This window comes from Streptomyces sp. NPDC013457 (assembly GCF_043089925.1).
In the GTDB taxonomy this organism is placed as follows: domain Bacteria; phylum Actinomycetota; class Actinomycetes; order Streptomycetales; family Streptomycetaceae; genus Streptomyces.
Genome location: NZ_JBICBL010000008.1, coordinates 229,955 through 256,166, shown reverse-complemented (window position 1 = coordinate 256,166; position 26,212 = coordinate 229,955). Strand labels below are relative to the sequence as shown.

27 protein-coding genes and 1 riboswitch are annotated in these 26,212 nt (G+C 69.3%); of the genes, 12 read left to right on the top strand and 15 right to left on the bottom strand.

Annotated elements, in window-relative coordinates; genetic code table 11:
* Positions 1–78: 78 nt before the first annotated feature.
* On the bottom strand, positions 79–1,416 hold the full coding sequence (locus ACF1G2_RS22965) for an MATE family efflux transporter (RefSeq protein WP_391800039.1): 1,338 nt from the start codon (positions 1,414–1,416) through the stop codon (positions 79–81).
* A 425-nt stretch (positions 1,417–1,841) separates the two neighbouring features.
* Between ACF1G2_RS22965 and dnaB the strand changes: the two genes are divergently transcribed.
* Positions 1,842–3,326 (top strand): replicative DNA helicase, encoded by a 1,485-nt coding sequence (dnaB, locus tag ACF1G2_RS22960; protein WP_391800038.1) that lies wholly within the window; start codon positions 1,842–1,844, stop codon positions 3,324–3,326.
* 166 nt (positions 3,327–3,492) lie between these two features.
* On the top strand, positions 3,493–4,149 hold the full coding sequence (locus ACF1G2_RS22955; protein ID WP_391800037.1) for a M15 family metallopeptidase: 657 nt from the start codon (positions 3,493–3,495) through the stop codon (positions 4,147–4,149).
* An 81-nt stretch (positions 4,150–4,230) separates the two neighbouring features.
* On the opposite strand, the gene ACF1G2_RS22950 is transcribed toward ACF1G2_RS22955, so the two are convergent.
* Positions 4,231–4,947, bottom strand: coding sequence for a DUF4232 domain-containing protein (locus ACF1G2_RS22950; protein ID WP_391800036.1), 717 nt, complete (start codon positions 4,945–4,947; stop codon positions 4,231–4,233).
* Between the two features lie 276 nt (positions 4,948–5,223).
* Here ACF1G2_RS22950 and ACF1G2_RS22945 point away from each other — a divergent pair, with 276 nt between their 5' ends.
* The gene (locus ACF1G2_RS22945; RefSeq protein WP_391800035.1) at positions 5,224–6,606 is read left to right on the top strand and encodes a serine hydrolase domain-containing protein; all 1,383 of its coding nucleotides are present in this window, start codon (positions 5,224–5,226) and stop codon (positions 6,604–6,606) included.
* A 36-nt stretch (positions 6,607–6,642) separates the two neighbouring features.
* Here ACF1G2_RS22945 and ACF1G2_RS22940 read toward each other — a convergent pair whose 3' ends face one another.
* From ACF1G2_RS22940 to ACF1G2_RS22930, 3 genes are all read right to left on the bottom strand, one after another.
* Positions 6,643–7,101, bottom strand: a complete 459-nt coding sequence (locus tag ACF1G2_RS22940) for a MarR family winged helix-turn-helix transcriptional regulator (protein ID WP_391800034.1) — start codon at positions 7,099–7,101, stop codon at positions 6,643–6,645.
* A 74-nt stretch (positions 7,102–7,175) separates the two neighbouring features.
* A complete protein-coding gene (locus ACF1G2_RS22935) occupies positions 7,176–8,039 on the bottom strand; it encodes a GNAT family N-acetyltransferase (RefSeq protein WP_391800033.1) in 864 nt (287 codons plus the stop codon).
* A gap of 5 nt (positions 8,040–8,044) precedes the next feature.
* Positions 8,045–8,572 carry a DUF2269 domain-containing protein gene (locus ACF1G2_RS22930; RefSeq protein WP_391800032.1) on the bottom strand — a complete coding sequence of 176 codons (528 nt, stop codon included), beginning with the start codon at positions 8,570–8,572 and terminating at the stop codon, positions 8,045–8,047.
* Between the two features lie 77 nt (positions 8,573–8,649).
* Between ACF1G2_RS22930 and ACF1G2_RS22925 the strand changes: the two genes are divergently transcribed.
* Positions 8,650–9,303 carry an HAD family hydrolase gene (locus ACF1G2_RS22925; protein WP_391800031.1) on the top strand — a complete coding sequence of 218 codons (654 nt, stop codon included), beginning with the start codon at positions 8,650–8,652 and terminating at the stop codon, positions 9,301–9,303.
* 17 nt (positions 9,304–9,320) lie between these two features.
* A complete protein-coding gene (locus tag ACF1G2_RS22920) occupies positions 9,321–10,616 on the top strand; it encodes a globin domain-containing protein (RefSeq protein ID WP_391800030.1) in 1,296 nt (431 codons plus the stop codon).
* Between the two features lie 45 nt (positions 10,617–10,661).
* Here the strand turns inward: ACF1G2_RS22920 and ACF1G2_RS22915 are convergent, their stop codons facing one another.
* The 5 genes from ACF1G2_RS22915 to ACF1G2_RS22895 all read right to left on the bottom strand — a co-directional run bounded on the left by ACF1G2_RS22915 (position 10,662) and on the right by ACF1G2_RS22895 (position 14,347).
* Entirely contained in the window at positions 10,662–11,141 is a 480-nt protein-coding gene (locus tag ACF1G2_RS22915; RefSeq protein WP_391800029.1) for an NUDIX domain-containing protein, read from the bottom strand.
* A gap of 35 nt (positions 11,142–11,176) precedes the next feature.
* Entirely contained in the window at positions 11,177–12,073 is an 897-nt protein-coding gene (locus tag ACF1G2_RS22910) for a LysR family transcriptional regulator (RefSeq protein ID WP_391800028.1), read from the bottom strand.
* Between the two features lie 226 nt (positions 12,074–12,299).
* A complete protein-coding gene (locus ACF1G2_RS22905) occupies positions 12,300–13,472 on the bottom strand; it encodes a cystathionine gamma-lyase (protein ID WP_391800027.1) in 1,173 nt (390 codons plus the stop codon).
* Positions 13,469–13,957 (bottom strand): low molecular weight protein-tyrosine-phosphatase, encoded by a 489-nt coding sequence (locus ACF1G2_RS22900; protein WP_391800026.1) that lies wholly within the window; start codon positions 13,955–13,957, stop codon positions 13,469–13,471. Before ACF1G2_RS22900 ends, ACF1G2_RS22905 begins: the two co-directional genes overlap by 4 nt.
* Before the next feature lie 9 nt (positions 13,958–13,966).
* Positions 13,967–14,347, bottom strand: a complete 381-nt coding sequence (locus ACF1G2_RS22895; protein ID WP_391800025.1) for a phage holin family protein — start codon at positions 14,345–14,347, stop codon at positions 13,967–13,969.
* A gap of 51 nt (positions 14,348–14,398) precedes the next feature.
* Here ACF1G2_RS22895 and ACF1G2_RS22890 point away from each other — a divergent pair, with 51 nt between their 5' ends.
* The 5 genes from ACF1G2_RS22890 to ACF1G2_RS22870 all read left to right on the top strand — a co-directional run bounded on the left by ACF1G2_RS22890 (position 14,399) and on the right by ACF1G2_RS22870 (position 16,738).
* The gene (locus tag ACF1G2_RS22890; RefSeq protein ID WP_355110745.1) at positions 14,399–14,716 is read left to right on the top strand and encodes a cupin domain-containing protein; all 318 of its coding nucleotides are present in this window, start codon (positions 14,399–14,401) and stop codon (positions 14,714–14,716) included.
* A 184-nt stretch (positions 14,717–14,900) separates the two neighbouring features.
* Positions 14,901–15,119: a DUF5326 family protein gene (locus ACF1G2_RS22885; protein WP_352188573.1), complete on the top strand. Its 219-nt coding sequence runs from the start codon at positions 14,901–14,903 to the stop codon at positions 15,117–15,119.
* Positions 15,120–15,428: 309 nt separating this feature from the next.
* Positions 15,429–16,166 (top strand): IclR family transcriptional regulator, encoded by a 738-nt coding sequence (locus tag ACF1G2_RS22880; protein ID WP_391800221.1) that lies wholly within the window; start codon positions 15,429–15,431, stop codon positions 16,164–16,166.
* A gap of 99 nt (positions 16,167–16,265) precedes the next feature.
* The gene (locus ACF1G2_RS22875; RefSeq protein ID WP_391800220.1) at positions 16,266–16,334 is read left to right on the top strand and encodes a hypothetical protein; all 69 of its coding nucleotides are present in this window, start codon (positions 16,266–16,268) and stop codon (positions 16,332–16,334) included.
* Positions 16,304–16,738, top strand: coding sequence for an SsgA family sporulation/cell division regulator (locus tag ACF1G2_RS22870; RefSeq protein ID WP_352188575.1), 435 nt, complete (start codon positions 16,304–16,306; stop codon positions 16,736–16,738). Before ACF1G2_RS22875 ends, ACF1G2_RS22870 begins: the two co-directional genes overlap by 31 nt.
* A gap of 26 nt (positions 16,739–16,764) precedes the next feature.
* On the opposite strand, the gene ACF1G2_RS22865 is transcribed toward ACF1G2_RS22870, so the two are convergent.
* Positions 16,765–18,126 (bottom strand): YibE/F family protein, encoded by a 1,362-nt coding sequence (locus tag ACF1G2_RS22865; RefSeq protein ID WP_391800024.1) that lies wholly within the window; start codon positions 18,124–18,126, stop codon positions 16,765–16,767.
* Between the two features lie 71 nt (positions 18,127–18,197).
* A riboswitch (TPP riboswitch) is annotated at positions 18,198–18,344 on the top strand.
* Between ACF1G2_RS22865 and thiC the strand changes: the two genes are divergently transcribed.
* Positions 18,338–20,122: a phosphomethylpyrimidine synthase ThiC gene (thiC, locus tag ACF1G2_RS22860; protein ID WP_391800023.1), complete on the top strand. Its 1,785-nt coding sequence runs from the start codon at positions 18,338–18,340 to the stop codon at positions 20,120–20,122. Its footprint overlaps the riboswitch before it by 7 nt.
* 221 nt (positions 20,123–20,343) lie before the next feature.
* Here thiC and ACF1G2_RS22855 read toward each other — a convergent pair whose 3' ends face one another.
* From ACF1G2_RS22855 to ACF1G2_RS22845, 3 genes are all read right to left on the bottom strand, one after another.
* Positions 20,344–21,174 (bottom strand): hypothetical protein, encoded by an 831-nt coding sequence (locus ACF1G2_RS22855; RefSeq protein WP_391800022.1) that lies wholly within the window; start codon positions 21,172–21,174, stop codon positions 20,344–20,346.
* Between the two features lie 159 nt (positions 21,175–21,333).
* Positions 21,334–22,704, bottom strand: a complete 1,371-nt coding sequence (locus ACF1G2_RS22850; RefSeq protein ID WP_391800021.1) for a metallophosphoesterase — start codon at positions 22,702–22,704, stop codon at positions 21,334–21,336.
* A 308-nt stretch (positions 22,705–23,012) separates the two neighbouring features.
* The gene (locus ACF1G2_RS22845) at positions 23,013–24,119 is read right to left on the bottom strand and encodes a LacI family DNA-binding transcriptional regulator (protein ID WP_362467928.1); all 1,107 of its coding nucleotides are present in this window, start codon (positions 24,117–24,119) and stop codon (positions 23,013–23,015) included.
* Positions 24,120–24,497: 378 nt separating this feature from the next.
* Here ACF1G2_RS22845 and hisC point away from each other — a divergent pair, with 378 nt between their 5' ends.
* Complete coding sequence (gene hisC, locus ACF1G2_RS22840; protein ID WP_391800219.1) at positions 24,498–25,613, top strand: histidinol-phosphate transaminase; 1,116 nt, start codon at positions 24,498–24,500, stop codon at positions 25,611–25,613.
* Positions 25,614–25,684: 71 nt separating this feature from the next.
* On the opposite strand, the gene ACF1G2_RS22835 is transcribed toward hisC, so the two are convergent.
* A complete protein-coding gene (locus ACF1G2_RS22835; RefSeq protein ID WP_391800020.1) occupies positions 25,685–26,065 on the bottom strand; it encodes a cyclophilin-like fold protein in 381 nt (126 codons plus the stop codon).
* Positions 26,066–26,212 lie beyond the last annotated feature (147 nt).

Here is a 26,212-nt window from a genome sequence, read left to right as displayed (position 1 = left end):
GCTCTCAGCAGTACGGAAGGGCCGCACCCCTCAGGGGTGCGGCCCTTCCGCCGTTTTTCACCGTTTCACGTGAAACATTCAGCGCGTGGCCCCGGTGACGATCCAGCGTCCGGAGCGGGAGCGCAGCCAGAGGGTCAGCATCCGGACCGTCATCATCAACGTCATCGCCCACCACAGCGCGGTGAGCCCACCGCCGAGTGTGGGGACCAGGAGCGCCACCGGGGCGAACACGGCCAGCGTGAGCAGCATGGCCCAGGCCAGATAGGGGCCGTCGCCCGCGCCCATCAGGACCCCGTCGAGGACGAAGACCACACCGGCGATCGGCTGGGAGACCGCGACGACCAGGAGAGCCGGGAGCAGGGTGTCCTGGACCGTGGTGTCGCCGGTGAAGAGCGCGATGAAGAGCGGGCGGGCGAGGATGAGGAGGGCGCCCAGAACGACTCCGGAGACCACACCCCACTGCACCATGCGGCGGCAGACCTGGCGGGCGCCGTCGGCGTCGTCGGCGCCGAGGTACCGGCCGATGATTGCCTGACCGGCGATGGCGATCGCGTCGAGCGCGAAGGCCATCAGGCTCCACAGGGACAGGATGATCTGGTGGGCGGCGACCTCGGCGTCCCCCATGCGGGCCGCGACAGCGGTGGCGATCAACAGGACCGCGCGCAGGGAGAGCGTACGGACGAGAAGCGGGGCGCCTGCCTGGGCGCTGGCACGTATACCGGCCGCGTCCGGTCGAAGGGAGGCGCCGTGGCGCCGCGCTCCACGGACCACCACGACGAGATAGACGGCGGCCATGGCGCACTGGGCGATGACCGTGCCCCAGGCGGATCCGGCGATGCCCAGGCCGGCGCCGTAGACGAGGGCCACGTTGAGCACTCCGTTGGCCGCGAAGCCTCCGATGGCCACGTACAGCGGTGTACGGGTGTCCTGGAGGCCGCGCAGGACACCGGTGGCGGCCAGGACCACGAGCATGGCGGGGATGCCCAGGCTGGAGATGCGCAGATAGGTGATCGCGTACGGAGTGGCCGTGTCCGAGGCGCCGAAGAGGTCGATCAGCCATGGGGCGGCGGGCAGGGTGACGGCGACGACCGCGGCTCCCAGCAGCAGCGCCAGCCAGATGCCGTCCATGCCCTGACGGATGGCTGCCGTGAGGTCGCCGGCTCCCACCCGGCGGGCGACAGCGGCCGTGGTCGCGTAGGCGAGGAAGACGAAGACGCTGACGGCTGTCGAGAGCAGGGCTGCCGCGATGGCGAGACCGGCGAGCTGCGGAGTGCCGAGGTGTCCGACAATGGCGCTGTCGACCATGAGGAAGAGCGGCTCGGCGACGAGCGCGCCGAAGGCCGGAACGGCAAGCGAGATGATCTCTCGGTCGTGCTGCCGACGGGCGGCCTTGGGGGTCGGGGGAGCCTGGGTCATGGGTGTCAATCTAATCTTCCACAGGTAAGAGATGCAATGGTCCAGTAGTCCTTACATTGCCTTGGTGTGGAGCTTCGGGTGTGCGCCGTTTGTTCTGATCTTGGTCCGGAGTGAAAAGTTTTTCTCCCCCACAGCCCGTGGATCGAAAAGATGCAGGTCAGGCGGGTGCCATGGGCTGGGTTATGAGTTTGTCCACATGGCTGTCCCCCGGTCCGTGCACAGGTTCGGCGGGGTTCTCCACAGCATCTGGTCGTTCACCCACAGGCCCTGTGGATAACCAGATTGGCTGACGGTGCCGACGGGCCTACCGTGGTCCGGCGCACGACGCGCCAGAAGCGGAGTCAAAGCCTCTTGTTTGTCCGAGCCGTGGCGTAAGAAAGAGTGGCACGGCGAGGTCCGCGGAGCGGACGGGAGGAGGTGGCTTGGTGAGCATTCCCGAGCCCTTGGACGACCCCTGGGCCGACAGCGGACCGAGTGACCGGCTTCCCGTCGCACGACCCCGCGGCGAAAGCCGTGGACGCGGTAGGGGCCGTGAGGACCAGCACGAACGCGGCAGCGACAGCGGCCCGTGGGACAGCGGTCTGTCCGGCTTCGAGCGGGTGCCCCCGCAGGATCTCGACGCCGAGCAGTCCGTCCTCGGCGGCATGCTGCTCTCCAAGGACGCCATCGCGGACGTCGTGGAGATCATCAAGGGCCATGACTTCTACAAGCCCGCCCACGAGACGGTCTACGCGGCCATCCTCGACCTGTACGCGAAGGGCGAGCCGGCCGACCCGATCACGGTCGGTGCGGAGCTCACCAAGCGGGGCGAGATCACCCGTGTCGGCGGGGCCTCCTATCTGCACACGCTCGTCCAGTCGGTGCCGACCGCGGCCAACGCGGCGTACTACGCGGAGATCGTCCACGAGCGCGCCGTGCTGCGCCGTCTCGTGGAGGCCGGCACCAAGATCACGCAGATGGGCTACGCGGCCGACGGCGACGTCGACGAGATCGTGAACTCGGCCCAGGCCGAGATCTACGCGGTCACCGAGCAGCGCACCACCGAGGACTACCTGCCCCTCGGCGACATCATGGAGGGCGCCCTCGACGAGATCGAGGCGATCGGCTCGCGCAGCGGCGAGATGACCGGCGTCCCGACCGGTTTCACCGATCTCGACCAGCTCACCAACGGTCTGCACCCGGGCCAGATGATCATCATCGCGGCCCGACCCGCCATGGGTAAGTCGACGCTCGCCCTGGACTTCGCACGGGCCTGCTCCATCAAGCACAACCTGCCCAGCGTCATCTTCTCCCTCGAAATGGGCCGCAACGAGATCGCGATGCGCCTGCTCTCGGCGGAGGCCCGGGTGGCGCTGCACCACATGCGCTCCGGCACGATGACCGACGAGGACTGGACCCGGCTGGCCCGCCGTATGCCCGATGTCTCCCAGGCCCCGCTCTACATCGACGACTCCCCGAACCTGTCGATGATGGAGATCCGCGCCAAGTGCCGTCGGCTCAAGCAGCGTGCCGGGCTCAAGCTCGTGGTCATCGACTACCTCCAGCTGATGCAGTCCGGCGCCAAGCGGTCCGAGAGCCGTCAGCAGGAAGTCTCGGACATGTCGCGAAACCTCAAGCTCCTGGCGAAGGAGCTCGAGCTGCCGGTGATCGCGCTCTCGCAGCTGAACCGTGGCCCCGAACAGCGCACCGACAAGAAGCCGATGGTCTCCGACCTGCGTGAATCGGGATCGATCGAGCAGGACGCGGACATGGTCATCCTGCTCCACCGCGAGGACGCCTACGAGAAGGAGTCCCCGCGCGCGGGCGAGGCGGACATCATCGTGGGCAAGCACCGAAACGGTCCGACGGCGACGATCACGGTGGCCTTCCAGGGCCACTACTCGCGCTTCGTCGACATGGCACAGACCTGACCGAGGCCCGTGCAGGGTCTCAGATTTCGCTGCACAGTCTCACGCTCCGCTTCATATCGGCTGCACCTATGAAGCGGTCGTGAGACGAGCAGGTCGGCTCGTTCACTCGTTCGGGATGCTCGGCTCCCGACTGAAGGTGGGCGCAAGGCCACGAGATGATCGATTCATGACTGAGATAGTTCTGATGTCGGACCCGAAGGTCGCAGCCGTGCCTTTCCACGAGTGCGGTGAACGGCTCGTAGACGTGCGACGAGAACGCTCCTTGCTGGTCGACGAGCGGAAGTGGCAAGACTCCGCCGGTGCCTTCGCCCACCTGCGGGAAGGAGTGCTCGACCGGCTCCTCAAAGCACAGTCGCAGCTGCCTCAAGGAATGCGGCTGCTGTTCGTCGAGGGATACCGCCCGCCCTCCCTTCAACGCCGCTACTTCGACGAATACGCGGCCCAACTGCGCGCGGAACACCCGGAATGGACTGCTGAACAGGTCCGCTCGGCAGCCAGCCGCTACGTGTCTCCGCCCGAGATCGCACCGCACAGCGCCGGGGCAGCTGTCGACCTGACGCTCGCTGGTGACGACGGGCGCGAGCTTGAGATGGGCACTCGGATGAACGCGACTCCGGAGGAGAGCGCGGGGGCTTGTTACACGCAGGCCGGGAGCATCAGTGACGAGGCTCGCGCTCATCGGGACATCCTGGGCACTGCGCTCACCGCTGCAGGCCTGGTCAACTACCCCACAGAGTGGTGGCACTGGTCATACGGAGACCGCTACTGGGCCTTGCAAACAGGAGCGGAAGCCGCCCACTACGGGCCCAGGGAACTCGACTGACCGCAGATCTAGCGAAGGTCTCGAATCATAAGAAGTCAGGGCGATGCTCTATGACACCGATCGCGAGACCCTACAGCCCGCTCAGCCGGCGGGGGAGTCGCTGACCTTGCCGACCGGGGTGATCTGGAGGGGGCGGCTCGGGGAGTCCGGGTTGTCGACCGGGAGCGAGCCCGCAGGCCACTTCAGGCTGATGGTCTTCGTCTCGTTCGGCGGGGTCACGAGGATCGTGGAGATGCGGACACCCGAGCCGCCGCTCGTGTTGAGCGGGAACGAGATGTTGAAGGCGGCGGACTCGCCGTCCTTGAGAACATCGGCGGTGGGCTTGTCGCCGCTGCGGGCCACCGACAGAGTGTCGCCCGCCGCGGTCCTCAGGTCGACCCCGGCGAAGCCGCGGATCGTGCAGTCACGGCCACCGCCGTTCTTGAGCTGAACCGTGACGATGCCCTCCACCTTGTCGGTGGTGTTGTCGACGACGCTGATCTCCAGGTCGTCGCTGCGGCAGATGCCTGCCGACGTCCCGCCGGAACCCGAGCCCGATGTGCCTCCGTTGGCGCCGCTGCTGCTCTTGCCGTCGCCCTTGCCGCTTCCGCCGGCGTCCGTGGCCGCGTCGGTGGGGGCGGCCCCGGTGCCGGCCGAAGGAGAGGAGGACGCGGAGCCGTTGGATGCGGAACCGGCGGGCGTGGTGTCTGCGGGCTTGGCGTCCGTGGTGCCGGCGTCGCCGTTGCAGGCGGTCAGGGCGAGAGCGCTGACCAGCGTGAGGCCGGCGAGGAGCGTCTTGGTGGTGTGCGTCAGCTTCATGTCTTCCCCGTGGAGTGTGGTGGTGATCGCGGCCGGTCGGTGCTTCCGTCCGGCTCGGCAACAGAGAATCCGTTCCAGCGGACCGCGGGCAAGCGGACCTGCGGCATCAGGGACGCTGGAATGCCGATGCGGTTCTGACCTGCTGAAACGCCATGCCCTGGAACGCTGCCGTGGGACGTGTCCGAGGCTTCGCCGGAGTCGAACTCGTCCTCGCCACACGGGTATCCGACGCGAAATGTGGTCGACGCCCGCTCGGTCACAGCGTTGGATCAGTGCATGACCTCACCTCTCGAAGCTCTGCTTCCCAGTACCGAACGGGCGCTCCTGCACCGTGTCGCGGTCGCCCAGTCCGAGGGTCGTACTCCCTCTTTCGTCGGGGCTGTGGCCCGCGACGGGGGGATGGTGTGGACCGGTGCGCGCAGTTGCGTCGACGGGCACGATCCGGACGCCGACACGCAGTACCGGATCGGCTCGCTCACCAAGGTGTTCACCGCCGTGCTGGTGATGCGGCTGCGTGACGAGGGCCTCCTGGATCTGAACGACCCTCTGGAGAAGCATCTTCCGGGTACAGGCGTGGGCGAGACGACCATCGCCCAACTCCTCGCCCACACAGGAGGTCTCGCGGCGGAGAGCCCCGCTCCCTGGTGGGAGCGGACGCCCGCGGCGGTCAGGCCGAAGCTGGCCGATGTGCTCGGTGAGGAGCCACTGCTCCACCCGGTGGGGCGTCACTTCCACTACTCCAACCCCGGCTACACGCTGCTCGGTTCGCTGGTCGAAACGGTGCGCGGGGTCTCCTGGGAGGAGGCTCTTCGGGGCGAGATCCTGGAGCCGCTGGGGCTCACGCGAACCAGCGTGCAGCCGGTCGCTCCCCACGCCGGCGGCTGGGCCGTGCACCCGTGGGCCGACGTGATGCTGCCCGAACCCTCCGAGGATCTGGGGCTGATGGCACCGGCCGGACAGCTCTGGTCGACAGCCGAGGATCTCTGCCGCTTCGCGGTGTTCCTCGCGCGGGGCGACGACCGGGTGCTCGGCGCGGCCACGGTCGAGGAGATGCGCACCCCGGCGTCGGCGCCGGGTGCCGGTGACTGGGAGGGCGGCTACGGGCTCGGTGTCCAGCTGCTGCGCAAGGACGGCCGGACGCTGATCGGTCACACGGGTTCGCTGCCGGGCTTCGTCGCCTGTCTGTGGGTGTGCATCGAGGACGGTGTCGCGGCGGTCACCCTCGCCAATGCCACGTCCGGGCCGCTGATGGCGTCCGTGGCGGCCGATCTCGTACGGATCGTGGCGGAGGCCGAGCCCGGGTTCCCCGAGCCGTGGAGGCCGATGCCCGAGGCCGAGGTCGATCGGGAGCTGCTGGAGCTTGCCGGGCCCTGGTACTGGGGCACGTACGCGTTCGGGCTACGCCTTGGTGTGGACCGGGGTGTGACCCTCGAACCGCTGAGCGGTGTCGGACGGCGGGCGACCTTCCGGGCGCTGCCGGAGGGCGGCTGGATCGGCCTGAACGGCTACTACCTGGGGGAGACGCTCCGCCCGGTCCGTCGTCCGGACGGATCGGTGAGCCATCTCGATCTGGGGTCGTTCGTCTTCACCCGGGAGCCGTACGAGCAGAGCGATGCGGTTCCGGGCGGAGTGGACGAGGCGGGCTGGCGCGGCCTCTGAGCGGCTGTTTCACGTGAAACAGGACACCGAGGGCGGCTAGGCGGGAGCGGGGGCGCCTTCGACGACGCGGACCAGGGGCGCCAGCTCCGGGTTCTTGGCCGCTTCGTCGAGCGCTTCGCGGAGCGCTCGGTCATTGGTGGGCCGGGCCTCTGTGAGGAGTTCCATGCCTGCCTCGGTGACGTCGGTGTAGATGCCGCGTCGGTCGGTGGCGCAGAGATAGCGGGTCAGGAGCCCCCGGTCCTCCAGACGGGTCACGAGCCGTGTGGTGGCACTCTGGCTGAGGACGACGGCGTCGGCGACCTGCTTCATCTGGAGATGCCCGCCGGGACCGCTGTGCTGGCGGCTGAGCACATCGAGGAGGGAGTACTCGCGAACGCTCAGGCCGTGCTGCGACTCCAGCGCGCGCTCGATGTGGGACTCGATCCTGCCGTGCAGCAACGAGAGGGCACACCAGCCTTGGGAGAGGGCGGTGAGTGCGGGGGCGGTCGCGGTCATGGTCTCTCCTCGGTCCGGAGCGGCTTCTCCCAGAGTAGACGATGCGCGCAAAAGCCCGCGTGTGCAATTGCTGGTTATCCCGCCGCCACACTCAGGGGCGCGAACCGACGGCTCCAGTCGCCCGGAAGGTCGGGCCGGGAGCGCATCATGACCGCGTTGAACGCGATCGGGGCGAGGCCGCACGCCTTGAGCCAGGTCAGCAGCGCCTCGTGTCGTACGTCGACGTCCGTGCGCAGGGGACGGTCGGTGGCGGCGGCCAGGGCAGCGACAAGGGCCTGTGCGGTGGCCGTGTTCCGAGCGATCAGCGGGCCGACCACATGGGTGTCCATGTTGGGCCAGGCCGCTGCGAAGCCGGTGATCTCGCCGTTCTCCTCGGCGACACGAAGGTGGTCCGCGAAGGCCGGCAGCCGGGTGATCATGTGGGTGCGGTCCAGGCCGAAGACCTCGGCGTCCAACCGGAGCACGGCCGGGAGGTCCTCGGCCGTGGCGGCGCGGGTCGCGATCTCGGGGATCGGCTCCGTCGCGGTGAAGTGGCCGCGGAGCATCTCCGCACGGCCCGTCTGGGCGAAGCCCAGCTGCTCGTAGAGCGGCTGACCGTTCGGGGTGGCGTGGAGCGTGAGTGGGGTGTCTCCGGCCTCCGCCACCAGGTGCCGCATGAGGCGGATGCCCACTCCCCGGCGGGCGTAGCGCTCGGCGACCAGCACCATGCCGATCGCGGAGAGCTCGGACCCGTACGAGGTGACGACGCTCGACGCGATCAGCCCCTTGCCGTCGGGGTCGTCGATGCCGTAGCCGGTTCCCGCGGTCAGTAGAAGGTTCCACTTGTGCTCCTCGCGCGGCCAGCCCCGGTCCTCCGAGAGATCGGCACAGGCGGTGAGGTCTGCGGAGGTGAGGACACGGATGGGGAGCTGGTCGAGCGGGGCGAGCGAGGTCGGCATGAGGCTCAGGCTCTCTGACGCGATGATCGTTCGTCCAGCCCTTTACGGGAAGTGGTCAGTGCCCGCCGGCGACGGCCCCTGCGGGTCAGGCCCCAGGGCTTCAGCACCGAGATGGCGGTCATGAAGAGATAGGCCGTCGTCGACACCGTCGGTGCCGACACCAGGCTGGGATCGGGCACCCCGGCAGCGGCCGCGTGCTCGATCTGCGGGCGCAGGGCGAAGACGGTCGCGGCCGCGGTGGCGAGGGTGATCCAGAACTTGATCCAGACCCAGCGGTGCCGCGCCAGCCCCCAGGGAGTTCCCAGCGAGAGCACCAGCCCGCTCACCAGCGTCACCACCGCGACGGGAGCGAGCAGCCAGTCCGCGAAGACCTTCATCGCGCGATACGAGGCTTCCGTGAGGGAGGAGTCGCCCGTCGTATAGGCCGCGATGCCGAGCGTCAGCAGTCCCACACTGAGCCCGAGCCACGCCACGGAGACGGCGACATGGACGACGAGGAGAGCCCGCCGAGCGGGGCGCTGGAGATGTTTCACGTGAAACACCGTGGCGCCCGGCGCCCTCACTCCGCGTCTGACGGGAGGAGTAACCACAGGTACTAGCCTCGGCGTACATGACCACTTCTCCGGGCGCGGGCAAGCTCCATCTCTTCGATCTCGACGGCACCCTGATCAAGGGCTCGGCGGCCGCGGTGGAGATCTCGCGGCAGCTCGGCGTCACCGAGGAGATCGCCGCTCTGGAGCGCAGGTTCCTGCTGGACGGGATGGCGCCCGACGAGTTCGCGGTCCAGGCCCATGCCCTCTGGTCCGCTCTGACTCAGGAGCAGGTCACGGCCGCCTTCGAGGGGGCTCCCTGGCTGGCCGGCATTCGTGAGGTCTGGGCCGACATCCACGCTCAGGGAGGGCGCTGCGCCGTCATCTCGCTCTCGCCGGACTTCTTCGTCGAGCGTCTCCTCGACTGGGGGGCTGACGCGACCCATGGCTCCCGGTGGCCGGCGGTTCCGTTCGCCGCGCCGATCCACCGTCCGGGCATCCTCACCGCCGCCGCGAAGGTGAGCATCGCGCGCCGACTCTGCGCGGAGTACGGCCTGGGCCTGGAGGACTGCGTGGCTTATGGCGACTCGATGTCCGACGCGGAGCTCTTCGCCGCCGTGCCGCTCACCGTGGCGGTGAACGCCGATCACCACCTTGCCGGGCTGTCGCGTCACACCTACACCGGGGGCGATCTGCGCGAGGCCTACGACCTGATCCGAAAGAGCGCAGCCTAGCCCGCACCACGGGGCTAATGCCCGAGAATTCCACTTTCTGTCCGAACCGGGGGCCGAACCTGTCAAGCTGCGGCGACAAGAGCCGCATGCGTGAGGCGAGGCACACGATGGAAGAGGCCGTGCACGACGACGGCGAAGAGCCGCCCGGGATAGCTCCGGAGAGACCGCCGTCTCCGGACAGACCGTCTCCCGACGAACCGTCCCCCCACACCCCGTCCCCCGACGCGATCCTCATACGCCGCACCCTGGCCGAGATCGCTCCCGTCGCCGACAAGGTGACCTCGTACTTCTACGCCTTGCTCTTCATCCGCCACCCCGAGCTGCGCGCGATGTTCCCCGCGGCGATGGACACCCAGCGCGACCGCCTCCTCAAGGCGCTGCTGACGGCGGCCGAGCACATGGACGACGCGGCCGTACTCACGGATTACCTCCAGAACCTGGGCCGTGGACACCGCAAGTACGGAACCCGGCCGACGCACTACCCGGCCGTCGGCGAGGCGCTGATCGGTGCGCTGATCCGGTACGCCACCCTGACCTGGAACGAGGAGACCGAGGCCGCCTGGGTGCGGACGTACACGACGATCTCGCAGATCATGATCGACGCGGCGGCCGAGAACGAGCGGCACGCGCCCGCCTGGTGGCAGGCCGAGGTCGTCTCCCACGATCTGCGGACCCCGGACGTCGCGGTGATCACGCTACGGCCCGACCAGCCGTACACCTTCCTCGCCGGCCAGTACACGACGCTGGAGACGCCGTGGTGGCCGCGGGTGTGGCGGCACTACTCCTTCGCCTCGGCTCCTCGCCCCGACGGGCTGCTCACCCTCCACGTCAAGGCCGTCCCGGCCGGCTGGGTATCGAACGCCCTGGTGCACCACGCGCGCCCCGGCGACGTCCTGCGTCTCGGCCCGCCCGCGGGGTCGATGACGGTCGACCACTCCACGGACAACGGGCTGCTGTGCCTGGGCGGCGGTACCGGGATCGCGCCCATCAAGGCGCTGGTCGAGGACGTTGCGGAGCACGGGGACCGACGCCCCGTGGAGGTGTTCTACGGCGCGCGCAGCGGACACGACCTCTACGACATCGACACGATGATGCGGCTCCAGAAGACCTACCCCTGGTTGTCCGTGCGGCCGGTCACCGAGGATCAGGCACAGCTGCCGGACGCCGTGCGCCAGTACGGCCCGTGGACCGAGTACGAGGCCTACTTGTCGGGCCCGCCCGGCATGATCCGGCGTGGGTTCGACGCCCTGCGGGGGGCCGGTATCCCCGCAGAGCGGATCCGCCACGACCTTCTGACAGAGCTGGCGTCCTAGCCCGGAGGCCCGATCAGGGCCCCAGGAAAGCGCTCCTCGGCCCGGTCAGCCCAGGTCAGGGGCGTGCATCGCGCGGACGCCCTCGATGTTGCCGTCCAGGTAGTGACGCAGGGACAAGGGCACGAGATGGACGGCGGCGATGCCGACCCGGCTGAAGGGCACCCGGACGATCTGGTACTCGCCGCAGGGCTCCTCCACCTCGGGCCCGTGCCTCAGCGACGGGTCCATCGACTCGAGCCGGCAGACGAAGAAGTGCTGGACCTTCACTCCCGAGACTCCCCCGTCGACGATGTGCTCGACGGTGTCGACGAAGCAGGGGACCACATCGGTGACCTTGGCGCCGAGCTCCTCGTGCACCTCGCGGTGCAGGGCTTCGACGACGGTGGTGTCCGAGGGCTCGACCCCGCCGCCGGGCGTCACCCAGTAGGGATCCACCCCCGGCTTCGTGCGCTTGATGAGGATCAGGTCGTTTCCATCGAGCAGGATGGCGCGTGCGGTGCGCTTGACCACAGGACGTTCGGTCATGGGAAGAAAATGGCCCGCAACAGGTGTCCTGAAACTCACCAGTCGCCGGAGGCTCGCAGGAGCCACTCGTGAGCCCGCGCGATGTGCGGCAGCGCGAGGGTCCCGGTGCGGACGACGAGGAAGTACGTACGCAGCGGCGGCACGGGCGGATCGAGCAGTGCCACGAGGCGGCCCTGGTCCAGGGCCTCCTCGCACAGATAGCGGGGCAGGACGGCAAGGCCCGCCCCGGAGGCCGTGGATTCCAGCACGGCCCGCAGGTCGGGCGCCACGACGGTGGCGGTCGCGGCGGGCTTGGTCTCGAAGACCGCCGCCCAGTAGCGGGCGACGAACGGCAGCGACTCGTGCACCTCGACCACCGGCAGCTGCTCCAGGACCACGGCACCCCTGCGCAGGAGCAGGTCGGGCGCCAGCCGGGCGGCCCAGCGCGGGGCGGCGACCAGCACATGTTCCTCGTCGCAGAGCGGAGTGGAGTGGAACAGCCCTCCGCGCGGGCGGGCGGTGGCGACGGCCAGATCGTGGTGGCCCGCGGCGAGCCCGTCGAGGATCTCCTCGGTCGTGGCGGGGAACCCGGCTCGCACGGCGAGCCCCTGGGCGACCAGCGGGGTGAGGGCGGGTAACACCCGCGCGGAGGTGAACTCGGGGGGCCCGGCGAGATGGAGGGTGCGGACGCCGTTCTCCTCGTCCAGGCCGGTCTCGGCGATCTCCACGAGGGCGTCAAGGTGCGGGGCGGCGCGGTGGGCGAGCTCGTCGCCGATGGTGGTGGGGGTGACCCCACGAGCCTGTCTGAGGAAGAGCGGCCGGCCCAGCTGACGTTCCAGGGTGCGGATCTGGCTGGTGACCGCGGGCTGGGAGAGACCGAGAAGGGCCGCGGCACGGGTGAAGGAACCGGCCCGGTGCACCGCGACGAAGGTGCGCAGTAGGGCGAGATCCATGTCCGCCCCCTCCCGGCCGTGTCGGCCTCGACTCAGACGGTCTGCTGACTACGCCTCAGGACCGTCCAACTATAAATAAGTCGATAGGTCTCTGTCGCTACCGTGATTGGACACTGACGCAGAGTCAACTAGCCTTGTGCAGGCGGTTCTCCGCGCGTGGAACCAGGGGCGTTCCGAGCCATGAGGGGGGAGGCTCGGAGCGCCCCGGTTCTGTGCGGGGCGGCTCTCAGCCGACCGTGGCCGCTTCCGCCGCGTCCAGGGCGCGCAGGACGTCGGCGATCAGGTCTTCCGGGTCCTCCGCTCCGACGGAGAAGCGGATGAAACCCTCGGGCACGGCGTCGCCGCCCCACCGACCGCGCCGCTCGGCCGTCGAGCGCACACCGCCGAAGCTGGTCGCGTCGTCCACGAGCCGCAGTGCGCCGAGGAACCGCTCCGCCCGCTCCCGGTCGGCGAGGACGAAGGAGACCACGGGCCCGAAGCGCCTCATCTGCGTCGCCGCGACCGCATGGGACGGGTCGCCCGGCAGCCCGGGATAACGCAGCCCGGTCACCTCTCCGCGCTTGCTCAGCGCCTCCGCGAGAGCGAGCGCCGAGGCGCACTGCCGGTCGATGCGGAGCTGGAGCGTGGCCAGGGAACGGTGGGCGAGCCACGCCTCCATCGGGCCGGGGATGGCCCCGACGATCTTGCGCCAGCGCCGGACGTCCGCCGCGAGGCCCGGGTCGTGGCAGCTGACATGGCCGAGGAGGATGTCGCCGTGGCCGGTCATGCCCTTGGTGTCGCTGGCGACGGAGAAGTCCGCCCCCAGTTCCAGGGGCCGCTGGCCGAGGGGAGTGGCCAGGGTGTTGTCGACGGCGACCAGCGCCCCGGCCTCGTGGGCGGCCCGCGCCAGACGGCGGATGTCGCAGACGTCGAGCCCGGGGTTGGAGGGCGTTTCGATCCACAGCAGCCGCGCACCCTCCAGTACGGACAGCTGGGCGTCGCCGCCGGTGGGCGCGGTGCGGACCTCGATCCCGTACGCCCTGAGCTGTTCGTGCACCAGGGGCAGCGCCTGGTAGCCGTCATCCGGCAGGACGACCGCGTCCCCCGCCTTCAGCTGGGAGAAGAGGACGGCGGAGATGGCGGCCATGCCCGAGGCGAAGACGAGCGTCTCGACGCCCGGCTCCCCCGGCGCCTCCAGCTCCCCGATGGCGCGTTCCAGGTGCGTCCAGGTGGGGTTCTCGTCCCGGCCGTACGTGTAGGGGCCGGTGGGGTCGCCCGGCAGATGGAAGTGGGCGGCGAAGACCGGTCCCGGCAGGGTCGGTTCGTGCTTCACCGGTTCGGGGAGTCCCGCCCGTACCGCCCGTGTCCCGTCGCCGACGGCACCGAGGTCCTCGGCGCCCCCGAACGTGTCCGTGCTCATGCCGCCCGACCCTCCACACTCTCGCTCACCGCGGCCAGCAGTCCCTCGCTCGCCGCCTCCACCATCTCAAGACACTCCTCGAAGCCTTCCGACCCCCCGTAGTACGGGTCGGGCACGTCGAGGCCGCCGGCCGCCGGGTCGTACGAGCGCAGCAGCCGCACCTTCGCCGCGTCCTCCGGGGTCGGCGCGAGCGCGCGCAGTGCCCGTAGATGTCCCTCGTCGAGGGCGATCACCAGATCGAGGGCAGTGAACCACGAGGCGCGGAACTGGCGGGCTGTGTGTCCGGAGGCGTAGCCGTGCTCCTCCAGGACGGCGATCGTGCGCGGGTCGGCGGCGTCACCCTCGTGCCATCCGCCGGTGCCCGCGCTGTCCACCTCGACCGCGCCCGCCAGGCCGGCCTCCTCCACGCGGGCGCGGAAGACGGACTCGGCCATCGGCGAGCGGCAGATGTTGCCGGTACAGACGAAGCAGACGCGGTACGTCATCGTCCGCACTCAGTCCCCGTCGGGGAGGACGACGTTGAGCGCCCAGGAGACGATCGAGATGATCAGACCGCCGAGGACGGCGGTCCAGAAGCCGTCGACGTGGAAGTCCAGCCCGACGGTGTCGGCCAGCCAGGAGGTGAGCAGAAGCATCAGGGCGTTGATCACCAGGGTGATCAGCCCGAGGGTGAGGATGAACAGGGGAAGCGAGATCAGCTTGACGACCGGCTTCACCAGGAAGTTCACCAGGCCGAAGACCAGGGCGACGAGTATGAGCGTCCAGGCCTTGTCGGCGGTGCTGTCACCGGTCAGCTCGATGTCCGGCGACAGCAGCCAGACGGCCACGCCCAGGGCACCCGCGTTCGCGAGTGTCTTGACTACGAAATTCATCATGTGTCTGATCGTGGCAGACATGATCGGGCCAACGGCAGGGGCAGACGACCGATGAAAGCATTCCGACTGGACGAACTGGAGGCGGAGCGCGCCGCCAACGACGGTGCGTACCTCCAGTTCCTGCGGGAGCGGAACATGTCCGTCGGCCTGTACGCCCTCGACGCGGGCTCGCTCGACCCTCAGCAGCCGCACGGTCAGGACGAGGTGTACTTCGTCGTGAGCGGGCGGGCCGCCATCACGGTCGGTATGGAGACGACGCAGGTGGCGCGGGGCAGCGTGGTCTATGTGCCGGCGGGTGTCGCCCACAAGTTCCACCACATCACCGAGGACCTGCGGGTCATGGTGGTGTTCTCGCCGCCGGAGAGCTGAGTCGACGGAGAGCCGAGCCGGGGAACGATCGGGTTGCCCCCGTCGAGGGCCGGACTCCCCTAGGGGGCGGATCAGGGGAGAGCAAGGGCTCCGAGGCCCCCGCGGGCACAGGTGTCACGCCTAGCATCGAGAGTGTCCGGCGCAGAGTGCGCGGGACGGATTCTTCGGAGATGAGGGAAGCGCGATGGCGGTACGAGAGATTCTCGCGGGGATGCCCTGGTGGGTGAAGTGGGTCGCCATACCCGTCATCGCCCTGTTCGTCTTCGGCGGCCTGATCACCAGCATCGCGACGGTCGTGATCGGTCTGCTCTTCAAGGCGCTGATCTTCGTCGCCCTCGTCGGCGGACTGATCTACGTCGTACGGAAGTTCATGTCCTCGTCGTCGTCGCGCGAGGACTGGTAGAACACGCTACCGAGCGGTAAACGTGGGCCGGGGGTGTGTTAGCCCGGGCGAGGGAAGCGGCCCGAGAATCCAGGCTCGGGCCTGAGAGCTGCCATTAGAGTGCAGATCTCTGCCGCCCCGGGGAAAGCCGGCGTAGACCTCCGCATCGTCCTGCGGTGGCCCACCCGACCCGGGCGGGTCCGCCATGGACCCCACCGGTTCCCAGGCCGCGGCGGGCGCGGGGGCGGCCCCCGCGGGCGGGTGTTCGGCACCCGTCGTCACGCCTGGGGGTGACCTTTGGCCACGGCTACGCAGTCCGCCGCTCCTACCCTGATCGGCTCGGTGCAGCGGGCGCTGAGACTACTGGAGGCCGTGGGCTCCCACGAGGACGGAGCCCCCGCCAAGCAACTCGCGCGTGAGGCGGGCCTCCCGCTGCCCACCGCGTACCACCTGCTCCGCACCCTGACGCACGAGGGCTATCTCCGCCGCGAGAAGGGCGTGTTCGTCTTCGGCGACGCGGCAGGTCGACTGGCCGGTGGCGGAGTTCTGCAGAATCGTCGCACCAAGATCGAAGACTCCCTCGCGCGCTGGCGGGACGAAATCGGGGTCCCCGTCTACTTCGCGATCTACCGCGAGGGTGAGATCGAGCTCGTCGCCGTCGCCGACACCCCGTCCGCCCCTGCCGTGGACGAATGGGCCGACTTCCGCGAGACGGGTCATGCGCATGCGATCGGTCAGTGTCTGCTCAGTCAACTGGATCTGAAATCTCGTCAAGACCACCTCGATCGCCATCCGGTGGAATCCATCACTCCGTACACGGTGCGTAACCGCCGTACCCTTTTGGATCGTTTGGGCGGTATGGGGCGAATGGAACCCCTGGTGGAGCGTCAGGAATATGCACTGGGCACGGTCTGTGCCGCAATCCCCATCACCGCGGGCTCCACAGCGGCCACGATGGCCATTTCCCTCCCCCTTCACCAGGAGGAACGGTTGCTGCCCGCAGTCAACCGACTACGCAACGAAATCGGAGGGCTCTTCAGCTCCTTCGCTTTCTCTATCAGTATCTGAAAAATCACTCCTTGTGATCTGCTAGTGCGTGCAGCACGATTGCGTCAAGCAGGCCAGGGGGATCATTCCTGGCCGTTTTGCTAACAGCTTTCAGCTGCTGTGTTTACACACGTGCTTCATCTACAGCGGGGTACATCATGCGAGAGTCGGTGCAGGCCGAGGTCCTGATGAGCTTCCTCGTCTCCGAGGAGCTCTCCTTCAGGATTCCGGTGGAGCTGCGATACGAGACCCGGGATCCCTACGCGGTGCGGATGACGTTCCACCTCCCCGGAGACGCCCCGGTGACCTGGGCGTTCGGCAGGGAGCTGCTGCTCGACGGCATCAACGGGCCGAGCGGCGACGGCGATGTGCACATCGCGCCCACCGAACCCGAGGCCCTCTCGGACGTCGCCATCCGGCTCCAGGTCGGCAGCGACCGCGCCCTGTTCCGCGCCAGCGCTCCGCCCCTCGTCGCGTTCCTCGACCGTACGGACAAGCTCGTTCCGCTGGGCCAGGAACGGACATTGGGTGACTTCGAGGACAATCTGGAGGCGGCGCTCGGCCGGATCCTCGCGGAGGAGAACGCCGGCTGAACCGGCGCCCGGCTGAACCGGCGTACTCACTTGGCGCGACGGCGGCGGCCACCCCTCGCCACGGGCTTCCCCGTGCCGCCCGGCCGGTCGGCCGAGACCACCAGGGCAGCGAGAGCCGTGGTGAGCGGAACCGAGGCGACCAGCCCGATCGATCCCACCAGTGTGCGGACGATCTCCTCCGCGACCAGTTCGCTGTTGGCCACGGTCCCCACGCTGCTCTGAGCGATGGAGAAGAGCAGCAGCAGGGGCAGGGCCGCACCCGCGTACGCCAGCACCAGCGTGTTCACCACGGACGCGATGTGGTCGCGACCGATCCGGATCCCGGCCCGGTACAGCGCGCGCGGCCCCATACGGGGGTCGGCCTGGTTCAGCTCCCACACGACCGAGGTCTGTGTCACCGTCACGTCGTCGAGCACACCGAGCGAACCGATGATGATGCCCGCGAGGAGCAGCCCCGACATGTCGATCTCCGGGTAGAGACCGTGGATCAGCCCGGTGTTGTCGTCGGTGTTCCCCGACAGCGACGCCCAGCTGATGAAGTACGAGCCGAGCAGCCCGATCAGCAGCAGCGAGATCAGCGTCCCCAGAACCGCGACCGATGTGCGGGCCGACAGTCCGTGGCACATGTAGAGAGCGATCAGCATGATCGCGCTCGACCCGACCACCGCCACCACCAGGGGATTCGACCCCTGCAGAATCGCCGGCAGGATGAAGAAGGTCAGCACCATGAAGCTGATCGCCAGCGCGATCAGAGCCATCACGCCGCGCATCCGTCCGACGAGCACCACGGCGACGGCGAAGATCCCGGCGAGGACGGCCAGCGGAATCTTGCGGTCCACGTCCGTCACCGAATACTGCAGATCGCGGGGGGCGTCGGGCGCGTACGCCACCACCACGCCCTGCCCCTCGTCCAGTTGACGCGGTGCGTCCGGCTGCACGATCTCGGTGAAGGTACGGCCCTTGTCCGGACCGCTCGTGACCTCGATCGTCGCCCTCTCGCACTGCCCCTGCTGCGCGTTGAGCGCCTCACGCCCCTGGGGCGCGGAGGGGTTCTCGGTCGGCGGCACCTGACCGGCGTTCACGTCCTGGCAGTCGACCTGCTCGACCGAGGTGACCTGGCCCTGATAGGTCTGCCGGTCGAAGCCGACGCCGGTGCGTTCGTGCTCGGGAGCCCCGCCGGGCCACAGGACGACGAGCCCGACCACGACGGCCGTGGCGAACGGGATCAGGACGGCGGCGATGACTCTGCGCAGATGCCGGGAGACGGGTGCGGCCGGTCCGTGGCTGTGGGTGTGGCCGTGCCCGTGACCGGCGTCGCCGGGTCCGTGACCGACGTCGCCGTGTCCGTCATGGCCGTCGGGTTCCGGGGTCTGCTGCGAGGAAGTCACCGACCGATCATCGCAAGAACGGCGGGGGCCCACTGTTCAGCACGGCCGGGTTGACGCTAGCGTGGTGCCACCTTTGCACACGCGGGAGCTCGGAGCACCGGGCTGAGAGGGCGCTGATCACCGTACGCGCGTACCGATGTACGTACGGGAGGAGGCTGCGCCGACCGCCGAACCTGTTACCGGGTAATGCCGGCGTAGGGAGATCGGTCTCATGACCATTCAGGATGCACGCACGCCTGCCACCAGCGAGAACGCGGCCCAGGACGAGCGCAAGCCGGGCTGGCACAAGGGATACGTCGAGGGCTCGCGCCCCGACCTCCGGGTGCCCGTCCGCCAGGTGCACCTCACCAACGGCAAGGACGTGACGCTGTACGACACGTCCGGCCCGTACACCGACCCCACCATCGACACCGACGTACGGCGGGGCCTTCCGCCGCTGCGCGAGAACTGGATCATCGCGCGGGGTGACACGGAGGAGTACGCGGGCCGCCCGGTCCGCCCCGAGGACGACGGCATCAAGCACACCTCGCCGCGTGGTGGCCTGAAGAACCTCGACGCGGTCTTCCCCGGCCGTCCGCGCCAGCCCCGCCGGGGCCGCGACGGCCAGGCGGTGACCCAGCTCGCGTACGCCCGCCGGGGCGAGATCACCCCGGAGATGGAGTACGTCGCGATCCGCGAGAACGTCTCCCCCGAGGTCGTACGGGAGGAGATCGCGGCAGGTCGGGCCGTCCTCCCGGCCAACGTCAACCACCCGGAGATCGAGCCGATGATCATCGGCAAGCGGTTCCTGGTGAAGGTCAACGCCAACATCGGCAACTCCGCCGTCACCTCCTCCATCGAGGAGGAGGTGGAGAAGATGACCTGGGCGACCAAGTGGGGCGCCGACACGGTCATGGACCTCTCCACCGGCCGCAACATCCACACCACGCGCGAGTGGGTGCTGCGCAACTCTCCCGTGCCGATCGGCACCGTGCCGCTCTACCAGGCCCTGGAGAAGGTCGACGGCAAGGCCGAGGAGCTGACCTGGGAGATCTACAAGGACACGGTCATCGAGCAGGCCGAGCAGGGCGTCGACTACATGACGGTCCACGCCGGCGTGCTGCTGCCCTACGTGCCGCTGACGGCCCGTCGCAAGACCGGCATCGTCTCGCGCGGCGGCTCGATCATGGCCGCCTGGTGTCTGGCGCACCACAAGGAGAACTTCCTCTACACGAACTTCGAGGAGCTCTGCGAGATCCTGGCGACGTACGACGTCACGTACTCGCTGGGCGACGGCCTGCGGCCCGGCTCGATCGCCGACGCCAACGACGAGGCGCAGTTCGCCGAGCTGCGCACGCTCGGCGAGCTGAACACGATCGCCAAGCGCCACAACGTGCAGACGATGATCGAGGGCCCGGGCCACGTCCCGATGCACAAGATCAAGGAGAACATCGACCTCCAGCAGGAGATCTGCGAGGAGGCGCCGTTCTACACGCTCGGCCCGCTCACCACGGACGTCGCCCCGGCGTACGACCACATCACCTCGGGCATCGGCGCCGCGATGATCGCCTGGTGGGGCACGGCGATGCTCTGCTACGTCACGCCCAAGGAGCACCTGGGCCTGCCCAACCGCGACGATGTGAAGACCGGTGTCATCACGTACAAGATCGCGGCACACGCGGCCGACCTGGCCAAGGGGCACCCGGGGGCGCAGGAGTGGGACGACGCGCTGTCGGACGCGCGGTTCGAGTTCCGCTGGGAGGACCAGTTCAACCTGGCGCTCGACCCGGACACGGCCCGCGAGTTCCACGACGAGACGCTGCCCGCGGAGCCGGCGAAGACCGCGCACTTCTGCTCGATGTGCGGTCCGAAGTTCTGCTCGATGAAGATCTCGCAGGACATCCGCCGGGAGCACGGCGGCGACCTCAAGTCCGACGAGATCGCGGCCGGCATGGAGGAGAAGTCCAAGGAGTTCGCGGCCGCGGGCAACCGGGTGTACCTGCCGCTGGCTGAGTAGCCGAGGGCTTTCGTACGTACGTCCTGTCGGGTCGCATGAAGCGGCGGGTGTGGACCGCATGGTCGGGGGGCCGTGTGGCTCGCGCCCGCCGCGGCGTCTGTGGCGGCGGCGGGTCCCGCACCCGGCCGGTCCGGTGGGCGCCGGGCGCCCCTCTGCTCCGGTCCGGTTGCTCGGGCTGGTCTGTTCCGGGCCCGTCCGCCCGGCCGTCTGCGCCGGTTCGCCTACTCCGGGCCGTGGTCCGGCGATCCGAAGTCCGGGCTGGAGAAGTCGGGGCTGCTGAACGTCGGACGGGTGCCCGGAGAACCCTCGTTCGGGCTGCTGAAGTCCGGGCCGCTGTAACCGATCTTCGGTATGCGATCGGTGCGGGGTGGCGCGAGGGGCGGCGCCGCCGGCAGGGGGCCCGGGGCCGCCAGGGCGTCGCGCAGGAACGGCACGATGCCCCGGTCCACCAGCGCGCGGCGCCAGGCCTGGCGCGCGCGGGACAGTTCGTCGTCCGGTTCGGCCGGCGGCGGATCACTCGCGGCCACTTGCGTGGACCGGTTGCCCAGCGCCGTGACCAGCAGCCCGACCGCGGCGCAGAAGAGACCGGCGGCGGCGACGGCGCCGAAGAACCACCCCGCGGTCAGCAGCGTGTCGGCGAAGGCGAGCGTGGGCGCCAGCACCTTCAGTACGGCGCCGACCAGCAGGAATATCACCGCCGCCGTGCCGGCGAGAACCGGGGCGAGGACCGTCACGATCGCGACGATGCCGGCGCCCGGTCCGGCGCTCGGCCCCTCGCCCTCCGCCGCCAGGACGGCGTTCACCACACTCGAACCGCTCGGTGAGCGACTCTCTTCGCGGACCTTCACGAAGTGGTCGTACTCGACCGCCGCCGCGGCGGTGATCAGCGCCGTCGCGTTCAGTGCCATCGTGCGCAGTTGTTCGGCCGTGAGCCGCTTCCCGGTCTCGGCGAGATCCGGATGGTCGTGCGCGTTGCGCAGTGCGTCGTCGAGGAGTCGCACGTACTCGGCACGATCCTCGGTCAGCAGGTGCGGAGCCACGTTCATGTGCATCCCCCGATGCTCCGTAGGGCCTGGCCGGCCGCGAGGAACGGCCGGTTGGGCGGAAACGGAGGAGAGCCTGCTACGGATGATCCGATGGTATTGCGGTTATGGCACAGGGTGACAGGGGGTTTCCCGAAATCGACTTCCCCGGATGCGGAGGGTTATCCCTCAGCCCTGCAGGGGGAGTTGGACGACCAGCAGCTTTCCGGCCATGGTCACTCCGCCGTCCATGGCGATCGCGAGACCGTCCGCGTACACGTGCGGACCGTCGACGATCGGGTCCGAACCGCCCTCGGCGTCCTCTGTGCCGACCTGGCCCAGGAGGTACGGGATGGGGCTGTGACCGTGCACGACACGGCCGCCGCCGTACGTGGCGAGGAGCTCCTGGACGGCCTCGGGGCCCGCGTCGTCACGGAAGGCGAAGCGCTTGGTGAACTTGCGGAACAGGTCCCAGACCTCGTCCGCGTCGTTCCGGTTGATGATCTCGTGGACGGTCTCGTTGACGTCCTCGATGGTGGAGCCGTAGTCGAGGTAGGCGGTGGTGTCGGAGTGCATCAGCAGATGCCCGTCCTCCTCCACCACGGCGTCGAGCCGGGACATCCACTGGAGGTGGACGTCCTGGAGGCGGTCCATGTCGTGCTTCTGGCCGCCGTTGAGCAGCCAGGCCGCCTGGAAGGTGGCGGTGCCCGCGCCGGAGTTGACGGGGGTGTCCCCGAAGCGCTTGGCGCCGATGAGGAGCAGCTCGTGGTTGCCCATCAGGGCCTTGCAGTAGCCGCCGGCGGCCGCGGCCTCGGCGGAGAGCCGCATGACGAGGTCGATGACCCCGATGCCGTCGGGGCCGCGGTCGGTGAAGTCGCCGAGGAACCACAGGCGCGCGTTGCCCGCGGCCCAGGCGCCGTTCTCGTCGATGAGGCGCCGCTCGTGCAGGGCTGCGACGAGCTCGTCCAGGTATCCGTGGACGTCACCGACCACCCAGAGGGGGCCGGGGCCTTCGCCGTTCGGGGCGGGCGCGGGGGCCGCGTCCGGGTCCACGTGGACCTGGAGGGTGTCGCCCCGGTTGATGACCGGAAGGTCGCGTTCGGTGGGGGTGTAGCCCTCGGGGAGCTGGTCGTCCGGAAAGGCGTTCCCAGGGTGGCCCGGGGTCGCGGCCGCGGGGGTGACCAGGGTGGTCAGGGCGGAGAGCGCGGAGGAGGGCCGGCCGAGGAGGAGCGTGGGGTCGGCGACGGTGACGCGGGCGGGGGGTACCGGCTCGGACGGTACGACCGCTTCGGTCGGCTCGACGTACTCGACGGGTTCCACGGGCTCGACGAAGTCGACGCGCTTCGCGAATTCGACCCGTTCGAAGGAGTCCCCGTGCGCGACGGGTTCGCCGTGCGCACCCGGCTCGACGGGTGCGCCGGGCTCGTACGGCACGACGGGGTGCCCGGACGGAGGCTCCGGGGCCTGACCCTGCACGGGTACCCGGGCGTACGGCGGTACGCGGAAATCACGCAATGTCGCCGTGCGCACCACGGGTTCCTGCCCGGCCCCCTGAGTCATCGACCCCTCCACCACCGTCGCGATGCCCTGCACATCGCGGACCGGCCTGGTCGGGGTGGTCCGCGGTGTCGTGCGCCCATCATAGGAATGAGGGTCCGCCTGTGTGACGCACCAGGGGTGGTGAATCCGGGTCCACTCCGGGTTCACCGGTTGTTTCGCCCGAATTGAGAAGGTCCAGTCCAGGGTTGGGGCAGGGCCGAGGCCTGGTTTGTGTCCGGCTTCGGGTCCGTGCCCTCTCCGTACCCGCTTCGTACCCGACCCCCACCCGACCCGGCGTGGGCCGGGTTTCGGCGCGTACGTGTTCTTCTTCAGTCCTTCGAGGGTGACCGGGGAGGACTCACCGTCGTCCGCGGAGAACGCCTCTGGGAGGACGTCCGCACGATGAGTTCGGTCGGTATCACCTGTTCGACCGGTCCGTCGGTGTCGATCCCCTCGATGGCGTCGATGAGGAGCTGGACGACGGCCGTGCCGATCCGGCGCGGTTTGAGCGAAAGGGTCGTGATGGGCGGTTCGGTGGTGGCGTAGACGGTCGACTCGCTGCAGCAGACCAGCAGCAGATCTTCCGGTACGCGCAGTCCGTAGCGGCGGGCCGCCGCCAGGAGATCGGTTCCGTTCGGGTCGAAGAGTCCGTAGACGGCGTCGGGACGGTCGGGGCGGGCGAGCAGCCGGTCGGCCGCGACGGCGCCCGCGCACGGGTCGTGCGCCGGGTAGGCCTCGTAGACGGGGTCCTGCCCGACCCGCTCGCACCAGTTGAGGTACGCGGTGGTGGACAGGCGGGTGTACGTGTCGGTGGTGGTTCCGGTGAGAAGGCCGATCCGGCGGGCGCCGGCGGCGGCGAGGTGGTCGAGGAGGTCGAGTACGGCGGCTTCGTGGTCGTTGTCGACCCAGGCGGTCACCGGGAGGGTGCCGGCGGGGCGCCCGTCGGAGACGACGGGCAGGCCCTGACGGACGAGCTCGGTGACGACCGGGTCGTGGTCGGAGGGGTCGATGACGACGGTGCCGTCGAGGGCGACGTTCGACCAGACGTCATGGCGGGAGGTTGCGGGCAGGATGACCAGGGCATAGCCACGGGCGAGCGCGGCCGATGTGGCGGCTCTGGCCATCTCCGCGAAGTACGCGAATTCGGTGAAGGTGAAAGGTTCATCCCCGTAGGTCGTCACGGTCAGGCCGATGAGGCCGGACTTGCCGGTACGGAGCGTGCGGGCCGCAGCGGATGGGCGATAGCCCAGCCGGTCTGCGACCTCGCGGACGTGGCGGCGGGTGGCGTCCGGGAGCCGGCCCTTGCCGTTGAGCGCGTCGGAGACAGTCGTGATGGAGACCCCGGCGGCGGCGGCCACATCCCGGATGCCCGCTCGCCCCTGCCGGCTTCCCCGGGTCTGTGCCCGGCTCACCTGGTGCTTCCCTGCTGCTGTCATGGCGAGCCGATAGTAGGGCGAGGCCGGGTGGTTGGGACGCCCGCATATGCACCCGTTGACAGGCACGTTTTTGCATGATCAAAAACTGTCAATTACCTTGGAATTCAAGCGAGTTAAGGCCTCTTGGGTGTGATCTGCGGTTGCCGACCCGCATGGGCCTGCCAAGGAGGCCATGTCTCGAAGAGGTCTCAACTCACCTCTACGAGGGACGCGCGCCACGGCGCTCGCCACCGGCGCGCGCCACCCGACCCCGCGCTCCCCCACTCGTCCACAGGTTCCCCACTCCGTTGTCCACAGCCCATTCGCAGCGGAGGCGAATCCTCATAAGGTGAGGAGTATTGGTGGTACGGACGGTCGAGGAGGACCACAGTGAGCGCAGTGAGCGAGACCGGCGGAGACGGCGCGGCCGGCGGGACGGGCGCGGGCAGCCCCAGGCTGCGTGCCGTTCTGGACGGCATTCCCACCTACAAGCCGGGCAAGCCCGCCGCCGCGGGAGGTGCCGTCGCCTTCAAGCTGTCCTCCAACGAGAACCCGTATCCGCCCCTGCCGGGTGTGATGGAGAGCGCGCTGTCCGCGGCCGCCGCCTTCAACCGCTACCCCGACATGGCCTGCACGGGCCTGATGAACGAGCTCGCAGACCGCTTCGGGGTCCCGGTCTCGCACCTGGCCACCGGTACGGGGTCGGTCGGCGTGGCGCAGTCGCTGCTGCAGGCCACCTCGGGCCCGGGTGACGAGGTCATCTACGCCTGGCGGTCCTTCGAGGCGTACCCGATCATCACGCAGATCAGCGGGGCCACCTCCGTGCAGGTGCCGCTGACCGACGGCGAGGTGCACGACCTCGACGCGATGGCCGAGGCGATCACCGACCGGACGCGGCTGATCTTCGTCTGCAATCCGAACAACCCCACGGGCACGGCGGTGCGCCGCGCCGAGCTGGAGCGCTTCCTGGACCGGGTGCCCTCCGACGTCCTGGTGGTGATCGACGAGGCGTACCGCGAGTTCGTCCGTGACACCGACATCCCCGACGGCATCGAGCTGTACCGCGACCGGCCGAACGTCGCCGTGCTGCGGACGTTCTCCAAGGCGTACGGCCTGGCCGGGCTCCGGGTCGGTTTCGCGATCGCCCATGAGCCGGTCGCGGCGGCGCTGCGCAAGACGGCGGTGCCGTTCGGTGTGAGTCAGCTCGCGCAGGACGCGGCGGTGGCCTCGCTGCGTGCCGAGGACGAACTGCTCGGGCGGGTCGGCTCGTTGGTGGGCGAGCGCGAGCGGGTCCACGCGGGGCTCGTGGCCCAGGGCTGGACCGTTCCGGACACTCAGGCGAACTTCGTCTGGCTGCGGCTCGGTGAGCGGACGCTGGACTTCGCGGCGGAGTGCGAGCGGCACGGCGTGGTGGTGCGGCCGTTCGCGGGCGAGGGCGTGCGCGTCACGATCGGTGAGTGCGAGGCCAACGACCTGTTCCTGAAGACGGCGGAGGGCTTCCGTAACGGAGGCTGATCGACGGATGCCGATCGACGGACGCTGATCGACGGAGGTGATCGGCGGACGCTGATCGGCGCGCCGGGAGGTCAGACCTCCACGCGCTCGACGCGGATCGGGTCACCGTCCCTGACGGTGGCCAGGACGCGCGCGTCGCCGTCGAGCGAGCCCAGCACGTTGCAGGGGCTCGCGAGCCGGCATTCGGAGCCCCGGGATATCGGGGTGGGGCCGTAGGGGAGTGCGAGGGCGTCGCCCTCGGTCCAGAAGGCGACCGTGCCCGGCTCCACCACCTGCCGCGCGCCGGCCTCGACGGCGGTGGAGACCGGAGTGTCGAAATACACCTCCTCGCCCCAGGTCCGGGCGGTGGAGGAGATCGGCAGAGCCCCCACGAGCGCCTTGCTCGTGGGGGTTTCGTCGAGGGTCGCCGTGGTGTGCCCGGCGGGCCAGGAGATACGGATCTGAAGGGTCATAGCCAGGATTCAACAATATGTTGAAGGCCCTGGGAAGGGGTGACCTTCGGTAGGGGGGCCCCCGGTCTTACATACGGATTTCGTATGAGCCATAATGCTTGTGAATGTGAACGCGTTCACAAGCGTGTCCCGTTCATCCCTGGATTG